This window comes from Streptomyces sp. NPDC050263 (assembly GCF_040655955.1).
In the GTDB taxonomy this organism is placed as follows: domain Bacteria; phylum Actinomycetota; class Actinomycetes; order Streptomycetales; family Streptomycetaceae; genus Streptomyces.
Genome location: NZ_JBFAKW010000090.1, coordinates 19451 through 39279 on the forward strand (window position 1 = coordinate 19451; position 19829 = coordinate 39279).

The 19829-nt window shown below is 70.9% G+C and carries 20 protein-coding genes; 7 read left to right on the plus strand and 13 right to left on the minus strand.

The annotated features are described in order from the left end of the window. Nucleotides 1-54: 54 nt before the first annotated feature. The gene (locus AB0J04_RS31530) at nt 55-549 is read left to right on the plus strand and encodes a GtrA family protein (protein WP_363172005.1); all 495 of its coding nucleotides are present in this window, start codon (nt 55-57) and stop codon (nt 547-549) included. 7 nt (nt 550-556) lie between these two features. On the opposite strand, the gene AB0J04_RS31535 is transcribed toward AB0J04_RS31530, so the two are convergent. Both AB0J04_RS31535 and AB0J04_RS31540 read right to left on the minus strand, forming a co-directional pair. Further along, nucleotides 557-1831, minus strand: a complete 1275-nt coding sequence (locus tag AB0J04_RS31535; RefSeq protein ID WP_363172006.1) for an ATP-binding protein — start codon at nt 1829-1831, stop codon at nt 557-559. A 52-nt stretch (nt 1832-1883) separates the two neighbouring features. Continuing rightward, entirely contained in the window at nt 1884-2561 is a 678-nt protein-coding gene (locus AB0J04_RS31540; protein ID WP_351918238.1) for a response regulator transcription factor, read from the minus strand. Nucleotides 2562-3097: 536 nt separating this feature from the next. Here AB0J04_RS31540 and AB0J04_RS31545 point away from each other — a divergent pair. Next, nucleotides 3098-4594, plus strand: a complete 1497-nt coding sequence (locus tag AB0J04_RS31545) for an oligopeptide:H+ symporter (protein WP_363172007.1) — start codon at nt 3098-3100, stop codon at nt 4592-4594. Between the two features lie 103 nt (nt 4595-4697). Here the strand turns inward: AB0J04_RS31545 and AB0J04_RS31550 are convergent, their stop codons facing one another. The 6 genes from AB0J04_RS31550 to AB0J04_RS31575 all read right to left on the minus strand — a co-directional run bounded on the left by AB0J04_RS31550 (nt 4698) and on the right by AB0J04_RS31575 (nt 10098). Then, nucleotides 4698-5960, minus strand: coding sequence for a hypothetical protein (locus AB0J04_RS31550; protein ID WP_363172023.1), 1263 nt, complete (start codon nt 5958-5960; stop codon nt 4698-4700). An 86-nt stretch (nt 5961-6046) separates the two neighbouring features. Then, entirely contained in the window at nt 6047-7171 is a 1125-nt protein-coding gene (locus AB0J04_RS31555; protein ID WP_363172024.1) for a hypothetical protein, read from the minus strand. A 17-nt stretch (nt 7172-7188) separates the two neighbouring features. After that, nucleotides 7189-8049: a hypothetical protein gene (locus AB0J04_RS31560; protein WP_363172008.1), complete on the minus strand. Its 861-nt coding sequence runs from the start codon at nt 8047-8049 to the stop codon at nt 7189-7191. Nucleotides 8050-8080: 31 nt separating this feature from the next. After that, nucleotides 8081-8767 (minus strand): LPXTG cell wall anchor domain-containing protein, encoded by a 687-nt coding sequence (locus tag AB0J04_RS31565; protein WP_363172009.1) that lies wholly within the window; start codon nt 8765-8767, stop codon nt 8081-8083. A gap of 237 nt (nt 8768-9004) precedes the next feature. Further along, on the minus strand, nt 9005-9466 hold the full coding sequence (locus AB0J04_RS31570; protein WP_363172010.1) for an ATP-binding protein: 462 nt from the start codon (nt 9464-9466) through the stop codon (nt 9005-9007). Between the two features lie 245 nt (nt 9467-9711). Continuing rightward, on the minus strand, nt 9712-10098 hold the full coding sequence (locus tag AB0J04_RS31575; RefSeq protein WP_363172011.1) for an STAS domain-containing protein: 387 nt from the start codon (nt 10096-10098) through the stop codon (nt 9712-9714). Nucleotides 10099-10350: 252 nt separating this feature from the next. Here AB0J04_RS31575 and AB0J04_RS31580 point away from each other — a divergent pair, with 252 nt between their 5' ends. Together AB0J04_RS31580 and AB0J04_RS31585 are read left to right on the plus strand one after the other, a co-directional pair. Further along, a complete protein-coding gene (locus tag AB0J04_RS31580; protein ID WP_363172012.1) occupies nt 10351-11274 on the plus strand; it encodes an RNA polymerase sigma factor SigF in 924 nt (307 codons plus the stop codon). A 165-nt stretch (nt 11275-11439) separates the two neighbouring features. After that, nucleotides 11440-12906: an RICIN domain-containing protein gene (locus tag AB0J04_RS31585; protein WP_363172013.1), complete on the plus strand. Its 1467-nt coding sequence runs from the start codon at nt 11440-11442 to the stop codon at nt 12904-12906. Nucleotides 12907-12910: 4 nt separating this feature from the next. Here AB0J04_RS31585 and AB0J04_RS31590 read toward each other — a convergent pair whose 3' ends face one another. Continuing rightward, nucleotides 12911-13330 carry an ATP-binding protein gene (locus AB0J04_RS31590; RefSeq protein ID WP_363172014.1) on the minus strand — a complete coding sequence of 140 codons (420 nt, stop codon included), beginning with the start codon at nt 13328-13330 and terminating at the stop codon, nt 12911-12913. A 197-nt stretch (nt 13331-13527) separates the two neighbouring features. Between AB0J04_RS31590 and AB0J04_RS31595 the strand changes: the two genes are divergently transcribed. Both AB0J04_RS31595 and AB0J04_RS31600 read left to right on the plus strand, forming a co-directional pair. Beyond that, nucleotides 13528-14367 (plus strand): helix-turn-helix transcriptional regulator, encoded by an 840-nt coding sequence (locus tag AB0J04_RS31595; protein ID WP_363172015.1) that lies wholly within the window; start codon nt 13528-13530, stop codon nt 14365-14367. 8 nt (nt 14368-14375) lie between these two features. Then, nucleotides 14376-14564: a DUF397 domain-containing protein gene (locus AB0J04_RS31600; protein ID WP_363172025.1), complete on the plus strand. Its 189-nt coding sequence runs from the start codon at nt 14376-14378 to the stop codon at nt 14562-14564. Between the two features lie 368 nt (nt 14565-14932). On the opposite strand, the gene AB0J04_RS31605 is transcribed toward AB0J04_RS31600, so the two are convergent. The 3 genes from AB0J04_RS31605 to AB0J04_RS31615 form a co-directional block, all read right to left on the minus strand. Next, nucleotides 14933-16396, minus strand: a complete 1464-nt coding sequence (locus AB0J04_RS31605; RefSeq protein WP_363172016.1) for an asparagine synthase-related protein — start codon at nt 16394-16396, stop codon at nt 14933-14935. A gap of 182 nt (nt 16397-16578) precedes the next feature. After that, nucleotides 16579-16707: a hypothetical protein gene (locus AB0J04_RS31610; RefSeq protein WP_363172017.1), complete on the minus strand. Its 129-nt coding sequence runs from the start codon at nt 16705-16707 to the stop codon at nt 16579-16581. Between the two features lie 43 nt (nt 16708-16750). Further along, nucleotides 16751-17371: a GNAT family N-acetyltransferase gene (locus AB0J04_RS31615; protein ID WP_363172019.1), complete on the minus strand. Its 621-nt coding sequence runs from the start codon at nt 17369-17371 to the stop codon at nt 16751-16753. 941 nt (nt 17372-18312) lie between these two features. On the opposite strand from AB0J04_RS31615, the gene AB0J04_RS31620 reads away from it, so the two are divergent. Then, nucleotides 18313-19338 carry a tetratricopeptide repeat protein gene (locus AB0J04_RS31620; RefSeq protein WP_363172020.1) on the plus strand — a complete coding sequence of 342 codons (1026 nt, stop codon included), beginning with the start codon at nt 18313-18315 and terminating at the stop codon, nt 19336-19338. 310 nt (nt 19339-19648) lie between these two features. Here the strand turns inward: AB0J04_RS31620 and AB0J04_RS31625 are convergent. After that, nucleotides 19649-19829: hypothetical protein (locus tag AB0J04_RS31625; RefSeq protein WP_363172021.1), on the minus strand; the 181-nt coding region annotated here is incomplete at its 5' end.

The window sequence follows — 19829 nt, forward strand, 5'->3', positions numbered from 1 at the left end:
TGGTTAGCATGGTTGGGTTGACGAAACCGGACCCGGACGGGGGCCTGTACGACCATGGCGCATGGTTCCTCGGGGCTGAAGAGGATCGTCCGAGAGCTGGCCAAGTTCGGTGCCGTGGGCGGCGCGGGAGTGCTGGTCAACCTCGGAGTGTTCAACCTTGTACGGCATGTCACCGACCTGCAGGTGGTGCGGGCGAGTGTCATAGCCACCGTCGTGGCCATCGTCTTCAACTACGTCGGGTTCCGCTACTTCACCTACCGTGACCCCGACCGCGACAAGAGCGGGCGGACGAGGGAACTGACGCTGTACCTGCTGTTCAGCGCGGTGGGCCTGGTGATCGAGAACGGGCTGCTGTTCGCGGCGACCTACGGGTTCGGGTGGGACAGCCCCCTGCAGAGCAACGTCTTCAAGTTCGTCGGCATCGGCGTCGCGACGCTGTTCCGGTTCTGGTCCTACCGCACCTGGGTGTTCCGCACGCTGCCGGCGAAAGAGGCCGTGGCCAGCGCGGAGTCGTTCCTGGAGCCCAAGGCCACGCAGCGCGTGAGCTGAAAGACGCCTACCTGACCGTTTGCCCGTCGTCTTCCTGTGCGCGCTTCTGGGGGGCCGTGCGGGACAGGAACAGGCCGAAGACCGGGGGCTGGGCCTGGAGCATCTCCAGGCGGCCGCCGTCGGCCTCCGCGAGGTCGCGGGCGACGGCGAGGCCGATGCCCGTGGAGTTGCGGCCGCTGATCGCCCGCTCGAAGATCCGCGCGCCCAGGTCGGCAGGGACGCCGGAGCCCTCGTCCGTCACCTCGACCACGGCCTGGTTGCCGGTGACGCGGGTGCGCAGCGCCACCGTGCCGCCGCCGTGCATGAGGGAGTTCTCGATCAGCGCGGCCAGCACCTGGGCCACCGCGCCCGGCGTGCCCACCGCCCGCAGATGCCGCTTCCCGGAGCTCACGATGGCCCGGCCCACCCCGCGGTAGGCGGGCCGCCACTCGGCGAGCTGCTGCTGGATGACCTCGTCGAGGTCGAAGGTGACCGCCGAGCCGGTGCGCGGGTCCCGGGCGTTGGTCAGGAGGCGTTCCACGACGTCCGTCAGGCGTTCCACCTGCGTCAACGCGATCGTCGCCTCCTCCTTCACGGTGTCCGGGTCGTCGGTGAGGGTGATCTCCTCGAGGCGCATGGAGAGCGCGGTGAGGGGCGTGCGCAGCTGGTGGGAGGCGTCCGCCGCGAGCCGGCGTTCCGCGGTGAGCATCCGGGCGATGCGCTCCGCGGAGGCGTCCAGGACGTCCGCGACCCGGTCGAGCTCGGGGACCGAGTACCGCTTGTGGCGGGGGCGCGGGTCACCCGAGCCCAGGCGTTCCGCGGTCTCCGCGAGGTCGGTCAGCGGGGAGGCGAGGCGGTTGGCCTGGCGGATGGCCAGCAGCACGGCGGCGATCACCGCGAGCAGGGCCACCAGAGCGATGATCAGCAGGGTGCGCCCGACCTCCCGGGTCACCGTGGAGCGCGGCTCCTGGACCAGGACGGTCTCGCCCTCCTCGCCCGTGGCCCGCGCCTCGATGACGTCGCCCTCGGGCCTGGCGCCGACCTGGATGGCCGTCCGGCCGGGGATCCGGATCTCGGCGTAACGGTCCTGGGTGACCTGGTCGCGGAGTATGTCGGCGGTGACGTTCTCCGAGCCGACCAGCCGGCTGTCCACGATGCTGGCCAGCCGCAGCGCCTCGGAGTCCACCCGCTCCTGCGCGCTGTTGCTGATCGTGCGGGTCTCGACGATGACGAGGGACACCCCGAACACGGCGATGACGACGAGCACGACGGCGAGGGTGGACTGGATCAGTCGGCGGCGCATGTCCTCAACAACCCGCTAGAACCTGCTTGCTGAAACCTGTGTGCGGAAGAGCTCAACTCTTCTCGAAGCGGAAGCCGACGCCCCGCACGGTGGCGATGTAGCGAGGGTTCGCCGCGTCGTCGCCGAGCTTCTTGCGCAGCCAGGAGATGTGCATGTCGAGGGTCTTGGTCGACGACCACCAGGTGGTGTCCCAGACCTCGCGCATCAGCTGGTCGCGGGTGACGACCCGCCCCGCGTCCCGCACCAGGACCCGCAGCAGGTCGAACTCCTTGGCGGTGAGCTGGAGTTCCTCCTCGCCCATCCACGCCCGGTGCGACTCGACGTCGATGCGCACTCCGTGGGTGGCCGGCGGCTGCGCGGGCTCGGACGCGCCGCGCCGCAGCAGGGCCCGGACCCGGGCGAGCAGCTCGGCCAGCCGGAAGGGCTTGGTGACGTAGTCGTCGGCGCCCGCGTCCAGGCCGACGACGGTGTCCACCTCGTCGGCGCGCGCGGTCAGGATGAGAATCGGAATGGCGTGCCCCTCGGAGCGCAGCCGACGGGCCACCTCCAGGCCGTCCATGCCGGGCAGACCGAGGTCCAGCACGACCAGGTCGACGCCGCCCTGCATTCCGGCGTCGAGCGCGGTGGGGCCGTCCTCACGCACCTCGACCTCGTAGCCTTCCCGGCGCAGAGCGCGGGCCAGGGGCTCCGAGATGGACGCGTCGTCCTCGGCGAGCAGTACTCGGGTCATGAGCTGATGGTAGTCCGCGGCGGGCAAGGGCCGAAGTGTGATCGCCCACGCCGTTTCTTACCCATGGACATGCCGGACAGTCGGAAGGAGTCGGACGGGCCCCGGACGGGCGCCGGCCGGGGCTCGATGGTACGGACCTACGGTCCAGGGATGCCATCCTGGTACAGACCTTCAAAACCCCGATCAGGGCCCCTTGATCACCTGTGATCCCTGTCTCAAGTCCTTCCATATCCGGCGTTGTCCTGTCGTATGGTGAAGTAACGCCTGCAGCACGCAGGGACCTTTGGCGGTCCGCTTGACGCCGAGGGTCTCTTTTGCGTGCGGGCCGGATCCCGCCGGCCTTGAAAGGAAAGACCTGTGGCCGGGCCCCCGACGCGAAGGGGCGTGGATCCCGGCGGTCGCCGTCCGCCGCTCCGAGACCCGGAGCGGGCTCCCCCCGGGCGTGGGGGGTGGACGATGCGGTCCGCCGGTGCCGGCCGCCCCCCACCGGGCGCGCGACGCTCCAACGCAGCGCGTCCCGAGCAGCAAGGAACGACATGGCGTCCAGCCTGACGAAGGACTCGGTCCGCCCGGGCACCCCCGGCTCCGGGAAGACCTTCTTCGGCCACCCCCGCGGACTGGCCACTCTCTTCATGACCGAGATGTGGGAGCGTTTCTCCTACTACGGCATGCGAGCCCTGCTCCCCCTGTACCTGGTCGCCCCCGGCGGCCTGCACCTCAGCGCCTCGACGGCGACCGCGATCTACTCGGTCTACCTGTCCCTCGTGTACCTGCTCGCCCTGCCCGGCGGCTGGTTCGCGGACCGCGTGCTCGGCCCTCGCAAGACCGTCGCCGTCGCCGGCGCGGTCATCATGCTCGGCCACCTGACGCTCGCGCTGCCGAACGCCGGCACCTTCTACGCGGGCCTCGGCCTGGTCGCCATCGGCTCCGGCCTGCTGAAGGCCAACATCTCGACGATGGTCGGCCACCTCTACGACGGCCCCGACGACCCGCGCCGTGACGGCGGCTTCACGCTCTTCTACATCGGCATCAACATGGGCGCGTTCGCCGCGCCGCTGGTCATCGGCACCATCGGCGAGAACGTCAACTGGCACCTGGGCTTCGCGCTCGCCGCGCTCGGCATGGCGCTGGGCCTCGCCCAGTTCCTGCTCGGCAGCCGTCACCTCAGCTCCCGCTCGGACGCCGTCCCCACGCCGCTGTCCGCGCAGGAGAAGGCGACCACCCTGCGGAAGGCCGCGTTCTGGGCGGCCGTCGCGATCGTCTTCTACGCCGTCGTGGGCGTCTCCGGCGTCTACACGCTGAACTGGCTGCTGGTCCCGATCACCGTCGCCGGCCTGGTCATCCCGGTCCTCGTCATCGCCCGGATGAAGCGGGACGAGGAGCTGGACCGCGCCGAGCAGTCCAAGCTGACCGCCTACGTCTGGTTCTTCGTGGCCGCGGCCGTGTTCTGGATGATCTACGACCAGGGCGGCTCGACACTGTCCCTGTTCGCGGACTCCTCGGCGGAGAACAGCGTCTTCGGCTGGGACTTCCCGGTCTCCTGGTACCAGTCGGTCAACCCGGTCCTGATCATGGCCCTGGCCCCGCTGTTCGCCTGGGCGTGGCTGGCGCTGGCCCGGCGCGGCAAGGAGCCGAGCACCGCGACGAAGTTCTCGATGGGCCTGGTGCTGATCGGCGCGTCCTTCTTCCTCTTCCTGGCCCCGCTGTCGATCGCCGAGGGCGGTCACAAGGCGGCCGCGCTGTGGCTGGCCGCGATCTACTTCGTGCAGACCGTCGGTGAGCTGACCGTGTCCCCGGTGGGTCTGTCGGTCACCACGAAGATGGCTCCCGCGAAGTACGCCTCGCAGATGATGGGCGTCTGGTTCCTGGCGGTCACCGCCGGTGACGCGACGACCGGCCTGCTGTCCATCGCCGGCGTCGACCTCGACAAGACGGGGATAGTGGCGCTGGAGGCCGTGCTCGCCGTCGTCGCGGGTGTGGCGGTGTGGATGTACCGCAAGAAGGTGAAGGAGCTCATGGGCGACGTCCACTGACGTCGGTCTGTCTCCTCGCGGGAGGGCCGCCGTACCCGGGTGGGTACGGCGGCCCTCTTCTGTTCCGTTTGCGGGTGCGGCCGGTTGTGGCTGGTCGCGCTCCTCAGGCGGCTCGCCCTGCCCGCTTTCGTGGCATGAAGGTGAAGACCGCTCCCCCGAGCAGGATCGCCGTGCCCGCCACCAGGCCCAGGGCCTTGAGCGTGCCGTGGTCGCCGGAGCCCGTCTCCGCGAGGCCGCCGCTCGTCGACGTGGATCCGCCCGAGGACGAACCGCTCCCGCCGGACGCGCCGGACGCCTGCTCCGCCGTGTTCAGGGTGAGGGAGACGGCCGTCTTGTCCGGGGTGCAGGTGGTGGTCGTGCCCGCGGCCTCGATCGTGAGGACGCCCGGGGAGAGAGTGGACTCACCGGTCGCGCCGGGCTTGTAGGTGCCGACGAGGTTCGGGATCTCGATCGGCTGGCCCTGCGGGATCGCCGCGGAGTTCAGCGGGCCCTCCACCTTCACCGAGCCCGTGTCCGCGCCGCCGAGCGTGATCTGCATGGTCGGCTTGACCTTGCCGGCCGGGATGGCGATCGGGCTGTCCATCACCGACTTCTTGAACTGCACGGTGAGGTCGTAACTCCCGCTGTTCTTCTTGGCGTTGATCTGGATCGGCGAGGTCGCCTTCTTGATGCCGAGGGGCGTGTCGCAGGTGTAGGGGATGTCGACGACCTTGCCGGTGAAGTCGGTCTGGCCGTCGCCGGTCGCCGAGGAGGACGGGCTGGGCGAGGACGACGGCGACGTCGACGGCGACGTCGAGCCGCTGGGCGAGCTGGAGCCGCTCGGCGACGACGAACCGGACGGCGAACCCGAGCCCGAACCGCCGCCCGCGGCCGTCACGGTGATGGTCGCGGCGGGCTGGACGGGCTCCGTCGGCGCGCACTTGGTGTCCGTCGACAGCGCGTTGACGACGTACGCGTCCGGCGTCAGCGCCACCTGTCCGACCGCCGTCAGTTTCAGCGTGCCCTTCATGTCGGACAGCACCATGTCGGCGCCCTTGGGGATCGCCGGGTTCGTGCGCGTCCCCACCATCGCGATGTCCGCGGTCTGCGCGCCGGCCGCCTTCAGAGTGCCGGACGGCTGAACCGAGTCGGCGGGCAGATCGATGATGTCGGGGTTCTTCGACGCGGCCTGCGTGAACTTCCACACGATGTCCACGGTGTCGCCGACCTTCGCCGTGGCCGGCGCCGTGATCTCGACCTTGGTGGTGCCGTTGACGTCGGGCAGCCCGATGCCCGCGGGCGGAATGCACTTGGTCGCATAGGCCACCTCGGCGGCCTGCGCCTGCCCGGCGGTCACGCCCAGCAGGACGGCCGCCCCGGTGAGCATGACGGCGGCGGCCGCGGCCGCCGCGCTCTTCCGCGTCTGCCGCCTCTTTCGCGCGGGCGCACGGTCGGGTGGTGTGGCTCTCTCACTCACTGCGATCCCTTCCTGCCGGGACTCGTGGAACTCGTCGTCGGGTCTTCGTGCGGTGCGGAGAGCCGGCCCCGCGTGGCGGTGCCCGGACCGGTGTCCGAGGCGAACCACGGCAGGGTCGTGTTCGGGGTGGCGGCGGGCGGTGCGGGCGCCGGGACCGCCGTCCTGCGCCATGGGACGTGCCACGGGATGCGCCACGGGATGCGCAAGGCCGGGCGGGCGGCCGGGCGGGCGGCCGCGCGGGGCCGTGGGCGGACCCGGTCCACGATCGCCATCCCGATGCGGAAGAGCGCCGTCGGCACCACCACGCAGAGCAGGATCCAGAACAGGGTCACCCCCCAGGGACGGCCCACGCCCCACGGCTGTTCGGCGAGGACCTTCCCGCCGTACTTCAGGGAGACGGTGTAGTCGCCGTGGGCGCCCGCGCCGAGTTCGACCGGCAGTTCGACGCGGGCCTTCCCACCGGGGTCGATCGTGCCGCGCCACTGCCGCTCGTCCCACTGCGGGGAGAACACGCCGTGGGCGGTGCCGACCTGGAAGACGGGGTTCTCGACGGCCGCGGTGCCGACGTTGCCGACGGTGAAGACCAGCGTGCGGCCGGGCGGCGCCCCGAACCAGGTGAGGAAGCCGTCGGAGCCGTCGAGCCGGGTGTCGCTGAGCACGGAGAGACGTCCGCCGCTCGTCTGCTCGGGCAGCGGTTCGACGGGGTGCCCGGCGACCTGGAACACCGCGTCGGCCTGCGCTTTCGCGCCGGTCGCGGTGGCCACGTGCACCACGCAGGGGCACGGCGCAGGCGGCTCGGCCACCGGCAGGCTCCGGCTGAAGCGGCCGTCGGCGTCGGTGGTGACGGCGCGTCCGTCGGCGTTGGCACAGGAGTTGGTGCCGCCGATCACCCCCCGGTCCGGGGTCGCCTGCCCGCAGAGCAGCAGCATCAGCAGGGTGCGCGGGCGCCAGCCGCTGCCGCTGACGGTGATCGAACCGCCGGTGCCCGCCTGCGACGCGGAGAGCTTGACCACCGGCTGGTCGGCGGCGGCGGCCGTACCGGCCGACGGCAGCAGGAGCACGAACAGGGACAGCGACAGCGACAGGGACAGGGACAGGAGCGCCGCCCGTGCCGGCGCCATGATCCGCGGCTTGCCTCTCACGTCAGCGCTCCCCCTCGGCTCGGCTCTCGGCGGCGTCTTCGTCGTACGGTCAGGGCGGCCGCCGCGACGGCCGACAGCGCGCCGGCCGCCGTGCCCGCCGTCGCGCCCCAGGGCACGAACCGCGCCGAGGCCCGCCCGGTGGCCTCGGGCGCGCCGGGGGCGGTGACCGTCAGGCGCACGGTGACGGCGTCCAGGGCCGGGCGGTCGGGCCACGGTTCGTCGAGCTTCAGGCGGCGGCCCGGGAGCAGGTGGACGCGCAGGGTGCGCGGGGCCCGGTCGAGGACGGCGCCGAGGACCCCGTCCGCGTGGACGGCCAGCCGCGGGACGAGGGCCGTCGTCCCGCGGTTGACCAGCTCGTAGGTGATGCGATCGCCGCGCACGGCCACATGCTCGACGGTCAGCGCGGCCAGCTCCGGGCCGCCGACCCGGAACAGCAGCCGGACGGCGCTCTCCCGGCCGTCGGCGTCCCGTACGACGATCTCGCCGGTGCGGTCGCCGGGTCGGGCGTCCGCCGGGACCGTCACGGTGAAGGGCACCTCGGCGCGGGTGCGGGCGGGGATGTCGAGGGCCGCGGCGGCCGGTCCGGCGAAGACGACCCGCAGGCCGGCGGCACCGGTGCCGGCGGCGCGCAGCCGTACGGTGAGCGGCCGCGTGCCCCGGTTGGTCACGGCGACCGTGTCCTCGATCACCGCCCCGGGCGCGCCCTCCGCGTAGAAGGACGGCCGTCCGCCGCCGGCGGGCGCTGCCGACCAACCGGCAGCGGCGGGGGCAGGCGCCGGGGCGGGCGTGGCCGCCAGGAGCAGCGGCAGGGAGACCAGCAGGGCACGGGCGGCAACGGCGGCGGTGGCGTACGGCATCGGCGGCTCCAGCGCTTCGACGAAGGTCCGGTCAGCGGCGGGCGCGCGCCGTCCGGCCCCTCCTGGTCAGCCACAGGGCGCCCGCCGCGCCCGCGAGCAGCACGGTGCCGCCGAGGGTGCCGAGGGCGATCGCGGAGTCCTCGGGGCCGGTCTGCGGGAGCGCGTCGCCGGAGTCGTCCGATCCGCCGTCGCTGCTCGTGCCGCCGCCCGCGGCCGTCACGTCGAGGGTGAGGGAGGGGCCCGGGGAGTTGGAGGGTGTGCAGGTCGTCGTCGTGCCCATGGCCTTGATGGTGAGCACGCCGGCCGTGAAGGTGACCTTCCCGGACTCCTTCGGGGTGTACGTGCCGCTCAGGTCGTTGATCTTGATGGGCGTGTTCTCGGGGATCGCGGCCTCGTTGGCGGGACCGGTGACGGCCAGGGTGCCGCTGTCGGCGCCGCCCAGCTTGATCGTGGCGCTCGGCTTCATCGCGCCCGCGCCGAGTTCGAGGGGGCTGGAGGAGACGCCTTTCTGCCAGGACATGGTGATCTTGTAGCCGCTGCCGCTCTTGACGCCCTTGATGTCGATCGGCGAGACGGCGGTCTTCACGCCGATGGGCGTATCGCAGGTGTAGTTGACGTTCACGACCTCGGCCATGGCCACCGGGGCGGCCATCCACACCGCCGAGCCGGCCAGGGCCGCGGCAGTCGCGAGCGCGGCGGTTCGCTTCCGGTTGGACACGGGCCCGTCCCCTCACTCCCACCGCCCCGCCCTTACTGACGAGGCATCAGATTGAGCCGTCAAGGTACGCCCGGGGCGATGAGGAGGGAAGAGAACGTACGCGCCGGAGTTGCGCCGGAGTTGTGACGATCCGGCGCACGGCTTCAGGGGGTTTCGGAGACGCCCGAGGACGCCCGGAAGCACCCGTGGACGCCCGGGGACACCCTTCGGGGACGCCCGGGGGTCCCTTTCGGGACGTCAGGCCGGGGCGCCCAGTTCCGCCCAGACCGTTTTGCCCGCGACGCCCGGCGTGCGCACGACGCCCCAGTCCAGGCAGAGGCGCTGGACGATGAACATGCCGTGTCCGCCGGGACGGCCCGCGCGGTGCGGGGTGCGCGGGGCGGGCTGGCCCGTGCCGCGGTCGGAGACCTCGACGCGGATCACCTTGTTGTCGCAGCCGATGACCATGCCGTCCGGCCCCTCGGCGTGCAGACAGGCGTTGGTGACCAGTTCGGAGACGACGAGCAGTACGTCCTCCGCGGCGGCGCGCCGGTCGGCGGTGGCCGCGGGCAGCCAGCCCCAGGCGTACAGCGCCTGACGGGCGAAGTCGCGGGCCAGCGGGACGACCCCGCCGGCGCCGTCGAAGTCCAGCCGCCGTACCTGGCGGCCGCCCGACGACCCGGACGCCCCGGAAGCGCCGTAAGGCCGGGTGGTGCTCATCAGCGCTTCACCTCACCGATTCACCGAATTCACCGGTTCACAATTCAGAAGTCGAGTCTCTACAAAGTCTGTACGAAGTACTCGGTGCCGGGTCTCCCCGGTCCCTGTACCTGATGCGCAGCAGTACCTAATACGCAGCCCGACGGGGTTTGCGTCGGACTTGCCGCCGACATGTTCGGGCTCAGGATGTCTCCTGCCCGGGGGAACCGGTGGAACACCCTCCCCTTGCCGACAGACGGTGAAGGTCAGCCGTCGTCGTCGCGCTCGTCCGCCAGGGCGGCCTCGAGCGTGGCGTGCACGGTGAAGACCGCGTCCGCGCCGGTGATCTCGAAGACCCGCGCCACCACGGGCAGCATCCCCGCCAGATGGACCCCGCCACCGGCCGCCTCCGCCTTCAGACGGGCGCCGAGCAGCACATTGAGCCCGGTGGAGTCGCAGAACTCCAGGCGTGTGCAGTCCACGACCAGGCGACTGAGCCCCTTGGAGAGGCATTCCTCGAGTGGCTCACGCAACAGATCGGCGGTGTGGTGATCCAACTCACCCGCCGGAGTCACGACGGCGCTGGAGCCCTCTTCCCGCACCTCGACCAGAAGCCGGCCAGACTGTGCGCTGCCGACCGTCCCGCGGTCCATGCCGTCTCTCTCCCGGGGTCGCGAACTGCTTGATGACGCCCTCGAACCCTACGCCCTGGGCCCGCACGCCAACACCCGAACAATCACACACAAACGGACATAACTCCACAAAAGCCACTTGCGATCGGTCGAGTAAAGCAGGTAGGGCTAGTAGGGACACGTAACCGACCCCGGCCGGCTTTGGAGGCGCCGCACACCGAAGTGCGCCCACTGGCTTCGGCAGCCATACGCCGAGAACGATGGAGGACATCCATGTCACCCCGGCTCGACTCACCGCCTACCCGCGGAGCGACGTCGACACCCCCTCCGGAACAAGAACATCTGGAACCCATCGCACAGGACGCGGTGCAGGACGTCGACCCCACCGACGCTCTCGCCGGACTTCCGGAGATCCCCCCGTACGACGAGGTCGGCCCGGTCGACGCAAGGGCTCTGTCCAAGACCCTGTTCGCGCGCCTCGAGTCCCTCGAAGAGGGCACGCACGACTACGCGTACGTCCGCAACACGCTCGTCGAACTGAACCTCGCGCTGGTCAAGTTCGCCGCCTCCCGCTTCCGCTCCCGCAGCGAGCCGATGGAGGACATCGTCCAGGTCGGCACCATCGGCCTGATCAAGGCGATCGACCGCTTCGAGCTGTCGCGCGGCGTCGAGTTCCCGACCTTCGCGATGCCGACCATCATCGGCGAGATCAAGCGCTTCTTCCGTGACACCTCGTGGTCGGTGCGCGTTCCGCGCCGCCTCCAGGAGCTGCGGCTCGACCTGGCCAGGGCGGGCGACGAACTGGCCCAGAAGCTGGACCGGTCGCCCACCGTCGGGGAGTTGGCCGAGCGCCTCGGCCTCTCCAACGAGGAAGTCGTCGAGGGCATGGCGGCGTCGAACGCGTACACGGCCTCCTCCCTGGACGCGCAGCCGGAGGAGGACGACGCGGAGGGCGCGCTCGCCGATCGCATCGGCTACGAGGACCACGGCCTCGAAGGCATCGAGTACGTCGAGTCGTTGAAGCCGCTGATCGCCGAACTCCCGTCCCGGGACCGGCAGATCCTCTCGCTCCGCTTCGTCGCCGGCCTGACCCAGTCGGAGATCGGCGAGGAACTCGGCATCTCGCAGATGCATGTCTCGCGGCTGCTGTCCCGCACGCTGGTGCGGCTGCGGGCCGGGCTGACGCTGGAGGAATGACGGAGGCGGACGGCGACGGGCGGCGTCCCGGGTACCCCTCGGCCCCGGGACGCCGCCCGCTCGCCCCCTCCGGTTACCCCCGGAAACCTCCCCACGGGACGCCGGTCGCCACTAAGGTCGCCTCCACCCCAGACTGACTGGTACGTCAGCATCGGAGGCGACCTCATGGATTCCGACGCGCACCTCACCGAGCTGCTGCGCGCCGCCCCCGCCACGGCCTACCCGGCGCTGCGCGAGCTGCGCGCCCGCCACCATCCGGCCGTCCTGGCGTACGCCCGGCTGTGCACGACGAGCGAGCCGGCCGCACGGCGACTGGCGGCGGAGGCGTTCACGCTGGCGGCCCGGGAGACGGCACGCGGCACCGACCCCGGCGGCCCGTGGCGGCACCGACTCCTGCTGCTGACCGGGCAGGTCGCGGCGGGCTGGGCCGCGGACGACCGGGCGGGCGGACTGGACGCGGGGCTCCTCCTGGTCCTCAACACGGCAGCCCGCGGCGGCCCCAGGCCGCCGCTGCTCACCGCGTTCCGCTCCCTCCCCTCCGACGCCCAAGGCCTGGTCTGGTACGGCGTGTTGGAGCGCGAGCCCGTCGACCGCACGGCCAAGCTGCTCGGCCTGACGACACAGGACGTCACCTACGGGACCGCCCCCGCGCTCGTCGCCCTGGCCCAGACCGCCCTCCGCCTGCGCCTCGCCGCCTCCGACGATCCGCGCTGCGCGGACTTCCGCCGGCTGATCGAGGAGTCCGTCCGTCCGCAGGGCGCGCGGCACAGCCCCGACCTGGAGGCCCACCGCACCCACTGCCCGCACTGCGCCACGGCCTACGAGGAGCAGCACGCGTTGCGTGAGGATCCTCGCGGGGCGCTGGCGGAGGGGTTGCTGCCGTGGGGCGGGGCGGCGTACGCGAGAGAGGAACGGGAGCCGTCCGAGGCGGGGGAACCGACCGCCGCTCGACGCGCGCCCCGAGGCCTCGTGCTGGCCTCGGCGGCGTTGGGAGTGGCGGCGATACCCGTCCTGGCCGTGCTCCTGCTCTCGCCCTCGGGCGACTCGGCGGGGGCGGTGGTGACGGGCCCGTCGAGCCCCCCACAGGTGACGGTCACGGCGACGACGACGGCGACCGTCTCGGCCTCGCCCGCGCCTTCCAGCCCGTCCCCTTCGGCGCCCCCGAGTTCAGCCAGGCCGAAGCCGATCCCCACCCCTACCGCCTCCCCCTCCCCCTCCCCGACGCACGCACCCGGCGGCACGTTCGCCCAGGTCGTGAACGTCGCCACGGGGCGGTGCCTGGAGGTGGCGGGCGACTTCGACAACGGCACGGACGTGGTGACGGCGCCGTGCTCCGCCTCCCCCAGCCAACGGTGGCGGGTGGACGCGGCGCGCGGTGTCTTCCAGTCCATGGCCGACCAGGACTTCTGCCTGGACAGCCGGGGTTCCGTCGACAAGGGCGTGGGGGTGTGGGAGTGCGCGTCGGTGGAGGGCGGCCACGGCGACAACCTGCGCTTCACCGTGGACTCCGACGGGACGGTCCGCCCGGCGATCGCGAGAGAGACGGCACTGACGGCGGACGCGAGCGGCGGGGTGTCACTGAACCCGCTGGACGAGGCGGGGGACCAGCTGTGGCGGGCGGGGGCGCGCTGAGCGGCTACGCCGCCTTCAGTTCGCACCACACGAGCTTGCCCCGATGCCCCATCCGGGACAGCGGCTGCCAGTGCCAGAGATCGGAGCAGGCCTGAACGAGTGCGACGCCCCGCCCGCTCTCGGCGTCCCCGACCCCCTCCAACCGGCGTGGCGGGTCAGGCGGTTCGGGGTTCGCGTCCCAGGCCCCGATCTGGAGAATCCCGTCCCGGAAGCGCAGCCGCATGCAGGCGGGGCCCTTGGTGTGCAGGACGGTGTTGGTCACCAGCTCGGAGGCGAGGAGTTCGGCGGTTTCGGCGAGGTGGACAAGGCCGTTGACGGCGAGGATCACCCGGAGGGTGTGGCGCGAGACGGTGACGGCGCGGGGGTCGGTGGGGATGAAGAGGGAGTACTCCCAGGAGTCGCAGTCGGAGTCGTTCTCGGGCATGGGTCAGCTCCAAGTGGGTGGGGGGTCTTGGGCGCGGTGGCATTGCCGCAGCCGTCATGGCAGGAGGGAGCGGTGCGCTTCCGCAGCGTGAAGGTCGCATCACTGACGGTAGACCTAATGTTTTAAGTTCTGCAAGCGGGCCGCGTAATCTGACCCCGAACGAGTCGCGCGCACATGCGCGTTGAGAGGGGCACCCGATGGCATTGCGGCAGGACCCAACGGCACGCCAGATGCGTTTGGCGACCGAATTGCGCAGGCTCCGGGAGGCGGCCGGCCTGACTTCCCGGGAAGCAGCGGCACTGCTCGGAGTCAGCGGCTCGCAGATGAGCCAGATCGAAGCCGGACTGACGGGTGTGAGCGAGAAACGGCTCCGGCGCATGGCGGCCCAGTACGCGCGTACCGACGAGACGTTCGTCGATGCGTTGGTCGCGTGGGCGACGGACCGAACGCGCGGCTGGTGGGAGGAGTACCGCGGACTGCTGCCCACGCCGTTCCTGGACCTCGCGGAACTGGAGCACCACGCCACGTCACTGCGGGAGGCCCAGTTCCTGTTCGTCCCCGGCCTGCTCCAGACGGCTGGCTACGCTCGCGCGGTCTTCGCCGATCGAATTCCCGAACTCCCGGTGGAAGAGCTGGAGTTGCGCGTCTGTCACCGTATGCGCCGCAAAGAGATGCTCGAAGGCTCGTACGAGGCGATCATCCACGAGGCAGCGTTGCGCATCATGGTCGGCGACCGCTCCGCCTCACGAGCCCAACTCGGCCACCTTCTCGAACTCTCGGAAGCGGCCCACATCACCGTGCGCGTCATCCCGTTCGAGTTGCAGGGCTTCACCGGTGCCGCGAACGCCATGACGTATGCCGACGGTCCCGTGCCGAAGCTGGACACCGTCGTACGCGATGGCCCCCAAGGTGCAGCCTTCATCGACTCCGAAGCCCAGCTCGGCGCATTTCGAACGCTCTTCCGTAAAGTGGAGGCCGTGTCGCTTGAGGCCGAGCGGTCCCGCGACTTCATCCACAAGCTGGCGAGTGAGCTGTGAGGCACCCCATAGGCACCCCCGACAACTGGCGGAAGTCGTCCTACTCGGGCCCCGGAGACGGCGACTCCTGCCTCGAACTCGCCTCCACCCCCACCACCCTCCACCTCCGCGAATCCGACGACCCCACCACCGTCCTCACCACCACCCCCACCCCCGTCACCCACCTCCTGCAAGCGATACGCACCGACTCACTGTGAACCCGTACGACGCGAAGCCGAACGGCCCCGCTGTAGGTCCGCGATGTCGTGAGCAGCGGGTCCTGGGAGAATGCCGAAATCCGGGCCTGGCGAGCACTGGTTGTGTCGCTCGGGAGTGAGCAATCACGTCCGTGACGGGATGTTGAAGGCCACGGTCGGTAGCGATGTCAGTCCCACTGACAGCAGTCCTCCCTGTTCGGGCGTCGGTCAGCCGAAGGGGATGACGTACGCGGGCAAAGTGGGTAGACCACCCTGAACTTCCCTCTGATCTCGGTCCGACAAGCCCGGCGAAAATTGACGCGCGACCAGAACATCGGCACAGCGGCGGGCCCACTGGAACCTGAGTGGACGGATACGGCCTGCCAGCTTCACGGTGTCGGCGCCGCCGCCGGTATGGCCAGGGAGCGCAGGGCGGCCTCCAAAGCCAGGGGCCTGTACAACTCGCCGGCCCCGTGCCCCGTGGCGGCTACGGTTGCGCATGCCCTGCTCAGCCGCGGGAGATCCAGCAGGCCCTGGAGGGTGAGGATCGATCCGGGCAGCCACTGGGACAGCAGTGGCAGGCCGTCCTGAAGCATGGCCGCTTCGCATGTGGTTGCGAAGTTCTCCCGCAGCGGTGGGTGGACAACCTCGCGGGAGTACCCGGCCTGTTCCAGGCGGAGGCGCATCAGCCTCTTGCCGCGCCGCCATGACAGGGGCAGGGATTCACCGAAGCGCAGCACGAGCGGGGTTGCCAGCGGGCTGATGGGCCACAGGCCGTGTCGCATGGCGGTCGTGCTGTGGACGGCGAGGGCCAGGAGGGTGGAGGCGTGGAGTACGGACGCGGGTGCCAGGTCGTCATCGATGTGAGGTAGGGCGTCCCTGGCCCGGGAGCCGAGGTGGTCGGGCACAGGGTGCAGGTTCCACGGGTCGCCGGTCAGGGCGCGTTCCTCCGGCCGCTGGAAGCACAGCTCGTCGCCGCCGATCCCGGTGAACACCCATCGGACACCGATAGCGCTCAGGCGGCTGTACAACTCGTTCATGGCTTCGGTGTAGGTGCCGTCCGTGGGGCTTGTGGGCCTGCCACTGGCGCGGGGCCCGGTGCGGTGGAAGGGGCCGAACTCTGCGACGGGCACGGTCAGGTCGGGGCCGAGGCGGGCGCGTGCGGAGATCTCGCGGCGCCGCCTGTGCTGCTGATCACCGACGTCCCCGCCGAGCGTGAGCGCGGCCGTGCGGACCGGTCCGACCGTCTCGGCGAGGGCGAGTGCGGTCATGGAGCTGTCCATGCCGCCGGACAGCTCCACCGCGCAGCCGTCGGTGGGCAGCGGACGGGCTGTGATCTCGCGCCGCAACAAGTCACTGAACGCGGCCACTGGATCAGCGTCGGTGTGCAGGACGCGGGGCCGGGAGTGCAGGGCGGGGGACGGGTAGCCGATGCTCAGGCCGGTCGTGTGGTCCCATACGGCGGTCGAGCGTTCGGTGAGCTGGCGGATGGTGCGAAAGACCGTCGCTGTGCTGTAGCGGGTGCGGTAAGCGAGCATCGCGGCCACTTCGCGGGCGTCCAGGTCATCGGTCCCGGGGTCCAGGTCGAGCAAGTCCCACGAAACAGCCAACTGACCGTCGGTGGGGCGGAGGTAGAGAGGCGCAACGCCGCGTTCCCCGCACGTGATCCGTACGCTCTGCCCGGCGGCCATCTCCGCTCGGACCGCCTGCAGGGGCCATGCGCCGGCTTCTTCGACCTGCCGCCGGTAACTCGAACTGGTCATCACACGCCGGACCGTCGTCACCGGTTGTTGATCGTTGGCGACCTCACGCACGATCAGGCACGACCGGTCGGATTCGGGCGTGGTGACCATGACGTGCTCGATCGCGGGGTGTGTGAACGGCTCGATCCAGGACCGGCCGGAGATTCACCGGTGCCCGTCCCACTGCCAGCCGCCCGCGTCGAACGCTCCCGTCAACTGCATCTTGAGCATCGCATGCCTCCTGACCTGGCTGTGGGCCAGGCACTTTGTGCCTGGCCCACAGCCGAGGACTGTCAGATGTCGTCGGTCTCGGTCTGCGTGTCCGAGCTGCCCTGCTTCTTGGTGTAGAGCAGGTCCAGGCCCGGAACCTCGCGGATCTCCTGGTCGGCGAACAGCTCCTCGAACGGAGTCCTCTGCTGCATGGCAATCACCTTTTCCATCGGGACGAGATGTGTGGTGCGACCGTCACTCCGCCGGAGTGCCGGAGTCTTTGATCACCGCCGTCAGCTCGGGCAGGACCTCTGCCCGGCGAGCCATCAGGTAGGCGGTGCGGTTCTTGCGCTGGGGGGTGTGGACCAACTCCCAGCCCTGTACGTCGCGGTAGTAGGTCATGAGCCGTTCCACGAAGGTGCCGCGGCGCACCCACTCGACGCCCTCGTGGGCAGCCCGGTCCAGGGCCCACCACGCCATCAGGCGGCCGGGCTGGTCCCGTCGGCGGGCGGGGTGGGTGAACGACGTCGCCAGGAAGTACGCGCTCTGGGCCAGTTCTTCGGTGGTCCAGCCCCATTCCGGCGTCGTGGTGAACACGGTGGTGCAGCCGATGACCTGGCCGCCGTCGACGAGTGTCCAGACGGGGAAGTTCGGGTCAGCGACCTGAGAGGCGATGGTGTTCACGTCGTCATCGGTCCGGGGCCAGTCGGGGACACCCCGCTCACGCATCCAGGCCATGCGCGCTCGCACCATCGCAGCAATCGCTTCCTGATCCTCGGCGGCGGCCGGACGCATCTCGTACACGGCGATCCTCCTGGCTTTCGCAGCTCGTAAGTTGCCCCGGCAAACAGTCCGTCGACCCAGGGTGTACGGCACGGTAACGCCGTCACGGTCCTAGGGCGCGACACCCGCCCGTCGTCCCCGACTCCAGGTCAGGGGGTGGGGTCCCGCCCCGCGCGTGCGACCGACTTTCCTGGTGGTGCCACAGGAGCGGGATCTCAGACCGGAGGTTCGGTGCCCGAGGCGGACCGGGCCGCCCGGTGTGCGTGGGGCCCTTGTCGAGATAGGGGCTGACTACGGCGCTCAGGCCGCCGCACCCGGCGAGAGTACCCAAGCTGAGGATCCGGATCGTCTCCTCGGTCCCGCCATCGGGTCGGTGCGGGGCGGCCTGCTGGGCAGGTTCGTCACAGGTCACATCGCTCTTGAACGGCGTTGCGTGGGTGATCACCTGTTGGCTCGCTTCTCTCCGGTCGTACACGGGGGCTTGATGTTCAGTCAACTGCCGGGCAAGAGATCGGAGGAGGGGCCAGGCTGTGGGCCAGGCGTAGGCCCGTGTAGTCCAGGGGGAGGCACAGGTGCCGAGGAACACGAGCATCGGGGACGTGATCCGGCAAGCGCGCGAAGCGAAGGGCTGGGGACCGGCCAAGCTCGCCCGCGAGCTAGTGCCGCGGCAGGCAACGTTTGCCCGTCAAGGAGCGGCGTCCGGTGCGTGCTCTCGGTGTGCCGGTCGGAAGTCCTCGTACTGGACGTACTTGGGCTTTCGGCCGGTGCGGCGAGAGTGCGTGCCGGGCGTCGCGACGGGGCGAACGTTGCCTGCCGCGGCACTAGGCATCGCCGAAGGCCGGGGTCCGACTCAGCTGGAACGACAAGCGGTCTACCGGTGGGAGACCGGGAAACGGAAGCCCGGATACTGGCTGCCGTACATCGTCCAGGTCCTCGACCTGGACATGCGGGCTGTCCCCCTGTCGGATACCACTGAAGAGGACCCGACGCCCGCGGATACCGTGAAGTCAGTCCTTGTCCTTGGAAGGAATGACGTGGATCGCCGGAACTTCCTGGCCGCATCCAGCGGTTACGCCCTCAGCGCTCTCGCACTGCCCGATCTGGAGAGCATCGTGCGCCGCACCCATACGGCACCGGCCGGGGCCGTCCGCGTCGGTAAGGGCGAAGTGACCGCCGTCCGGCAGATGGTCAAAGCGCTCGGCGACTCCGCCGCGGAGCTCGGTGGCGGCCATGCCCGTCACCTCGCGGTCCGCTACCTGACACAGGACGTGGCCCCCTGGCTGAACGGCAATTTCACTGAATCCACCGGCCGCGAACTGTTCGCGGCCACGTCTCAACTGGTCCACCTGGCCGGATGGATGGCCCAGGACGAGGGCCGCGACACGGAGCACCAAGGACGGGCCCAGCAGTACTACGCACACGCTTACCGGCTCGCGGCCGAAGCAGGGGATCCCGAACTGTCCGCGACCGCCCTGCGCGGGCTCGCTGTCCAGGCCATCGACCTCGGGTACCGGGCCGAGGCCGTGCAGCTCGGCGAAGCCTGCGTCCACTATGGCCAGCACCTGGAAAACCCGCGGGCCGTCGCCTACTACGAGGCCACCCTCGCCAACGCCGCAGCCCAGGACGACGACCGACGCACCGCCACCCGCCATCTCGCGTTCTCCGAGACCGCCATCAGCCGCTCTCCCGCCGAATCCGGCGAATCCTGGGCCGCCCACTACTCGCCCGGCCGATGGGCCCACGAATCCGGCATGATCCTCTCCCGCCTCGGCGACCTCGACGCGGCTGAAGAGCACCTGCACCTCGCTCTGGAGATCCACGGCCTGGACCGGCGACGCACCCGCGCCATCGTCCTCGCCGACCTCGGCGTCGTGCGCCTCCGGCAAGGTGACATGGATGGTGCCCTGTCCACGTGGAACGAGTTCATCGACTGCGCTGACGGCATCCGCTCCGTGAAGGTCCACGACGCCGTCGAAGACATGCGGCTGCGGCTGAACCGATTCCATGGCACGGCGGCAGCCGAAGAACTGCGGCACAAGGCCGATCGGCTCACGGCCTGACAGCCGGCTGTCGCAGAAAGACCACCCACACGAAGCTCCCAGGCCGAGGTCGCGCCGCATCATGTCACTCATGTCCGCCGCACCTCGCCGCACCGGGTCAGTCTGCTGCTGGGCACCGAGCCGGTGCGGGCGACGGCCGTCGGCATCGCGCTCGCCGGGGACCGGCCGGTGGCTCGGGTTCGCGGGCGCGGTGCTGGTGCTCGTAGGGACGAGGTGGGGGGCGGTCGGCCGCCACCGCCGGAGCCAGAGCCAGAGCCAGGGCACTACCGGGGCCGGGGCCAGAGCCGCTGCCAGGGCCGGGGCCAGAGCACTACCGGGGCCAGAGCACTACCGAGGCCGGGGCCGGGGCCAGAGCCGGGGCCAGGCCCGGGGCCGGGGCCGGGGCCGGGGCCGGGGCCGGGGCCGGGGCCGGGGCCAGAGCCGGGGCCAGGCCCGGGGCCGGGGCCGGGGCCGGGGCCGGGGCCGGGGCCGGGGCCAGAGCCGGGGCCAGG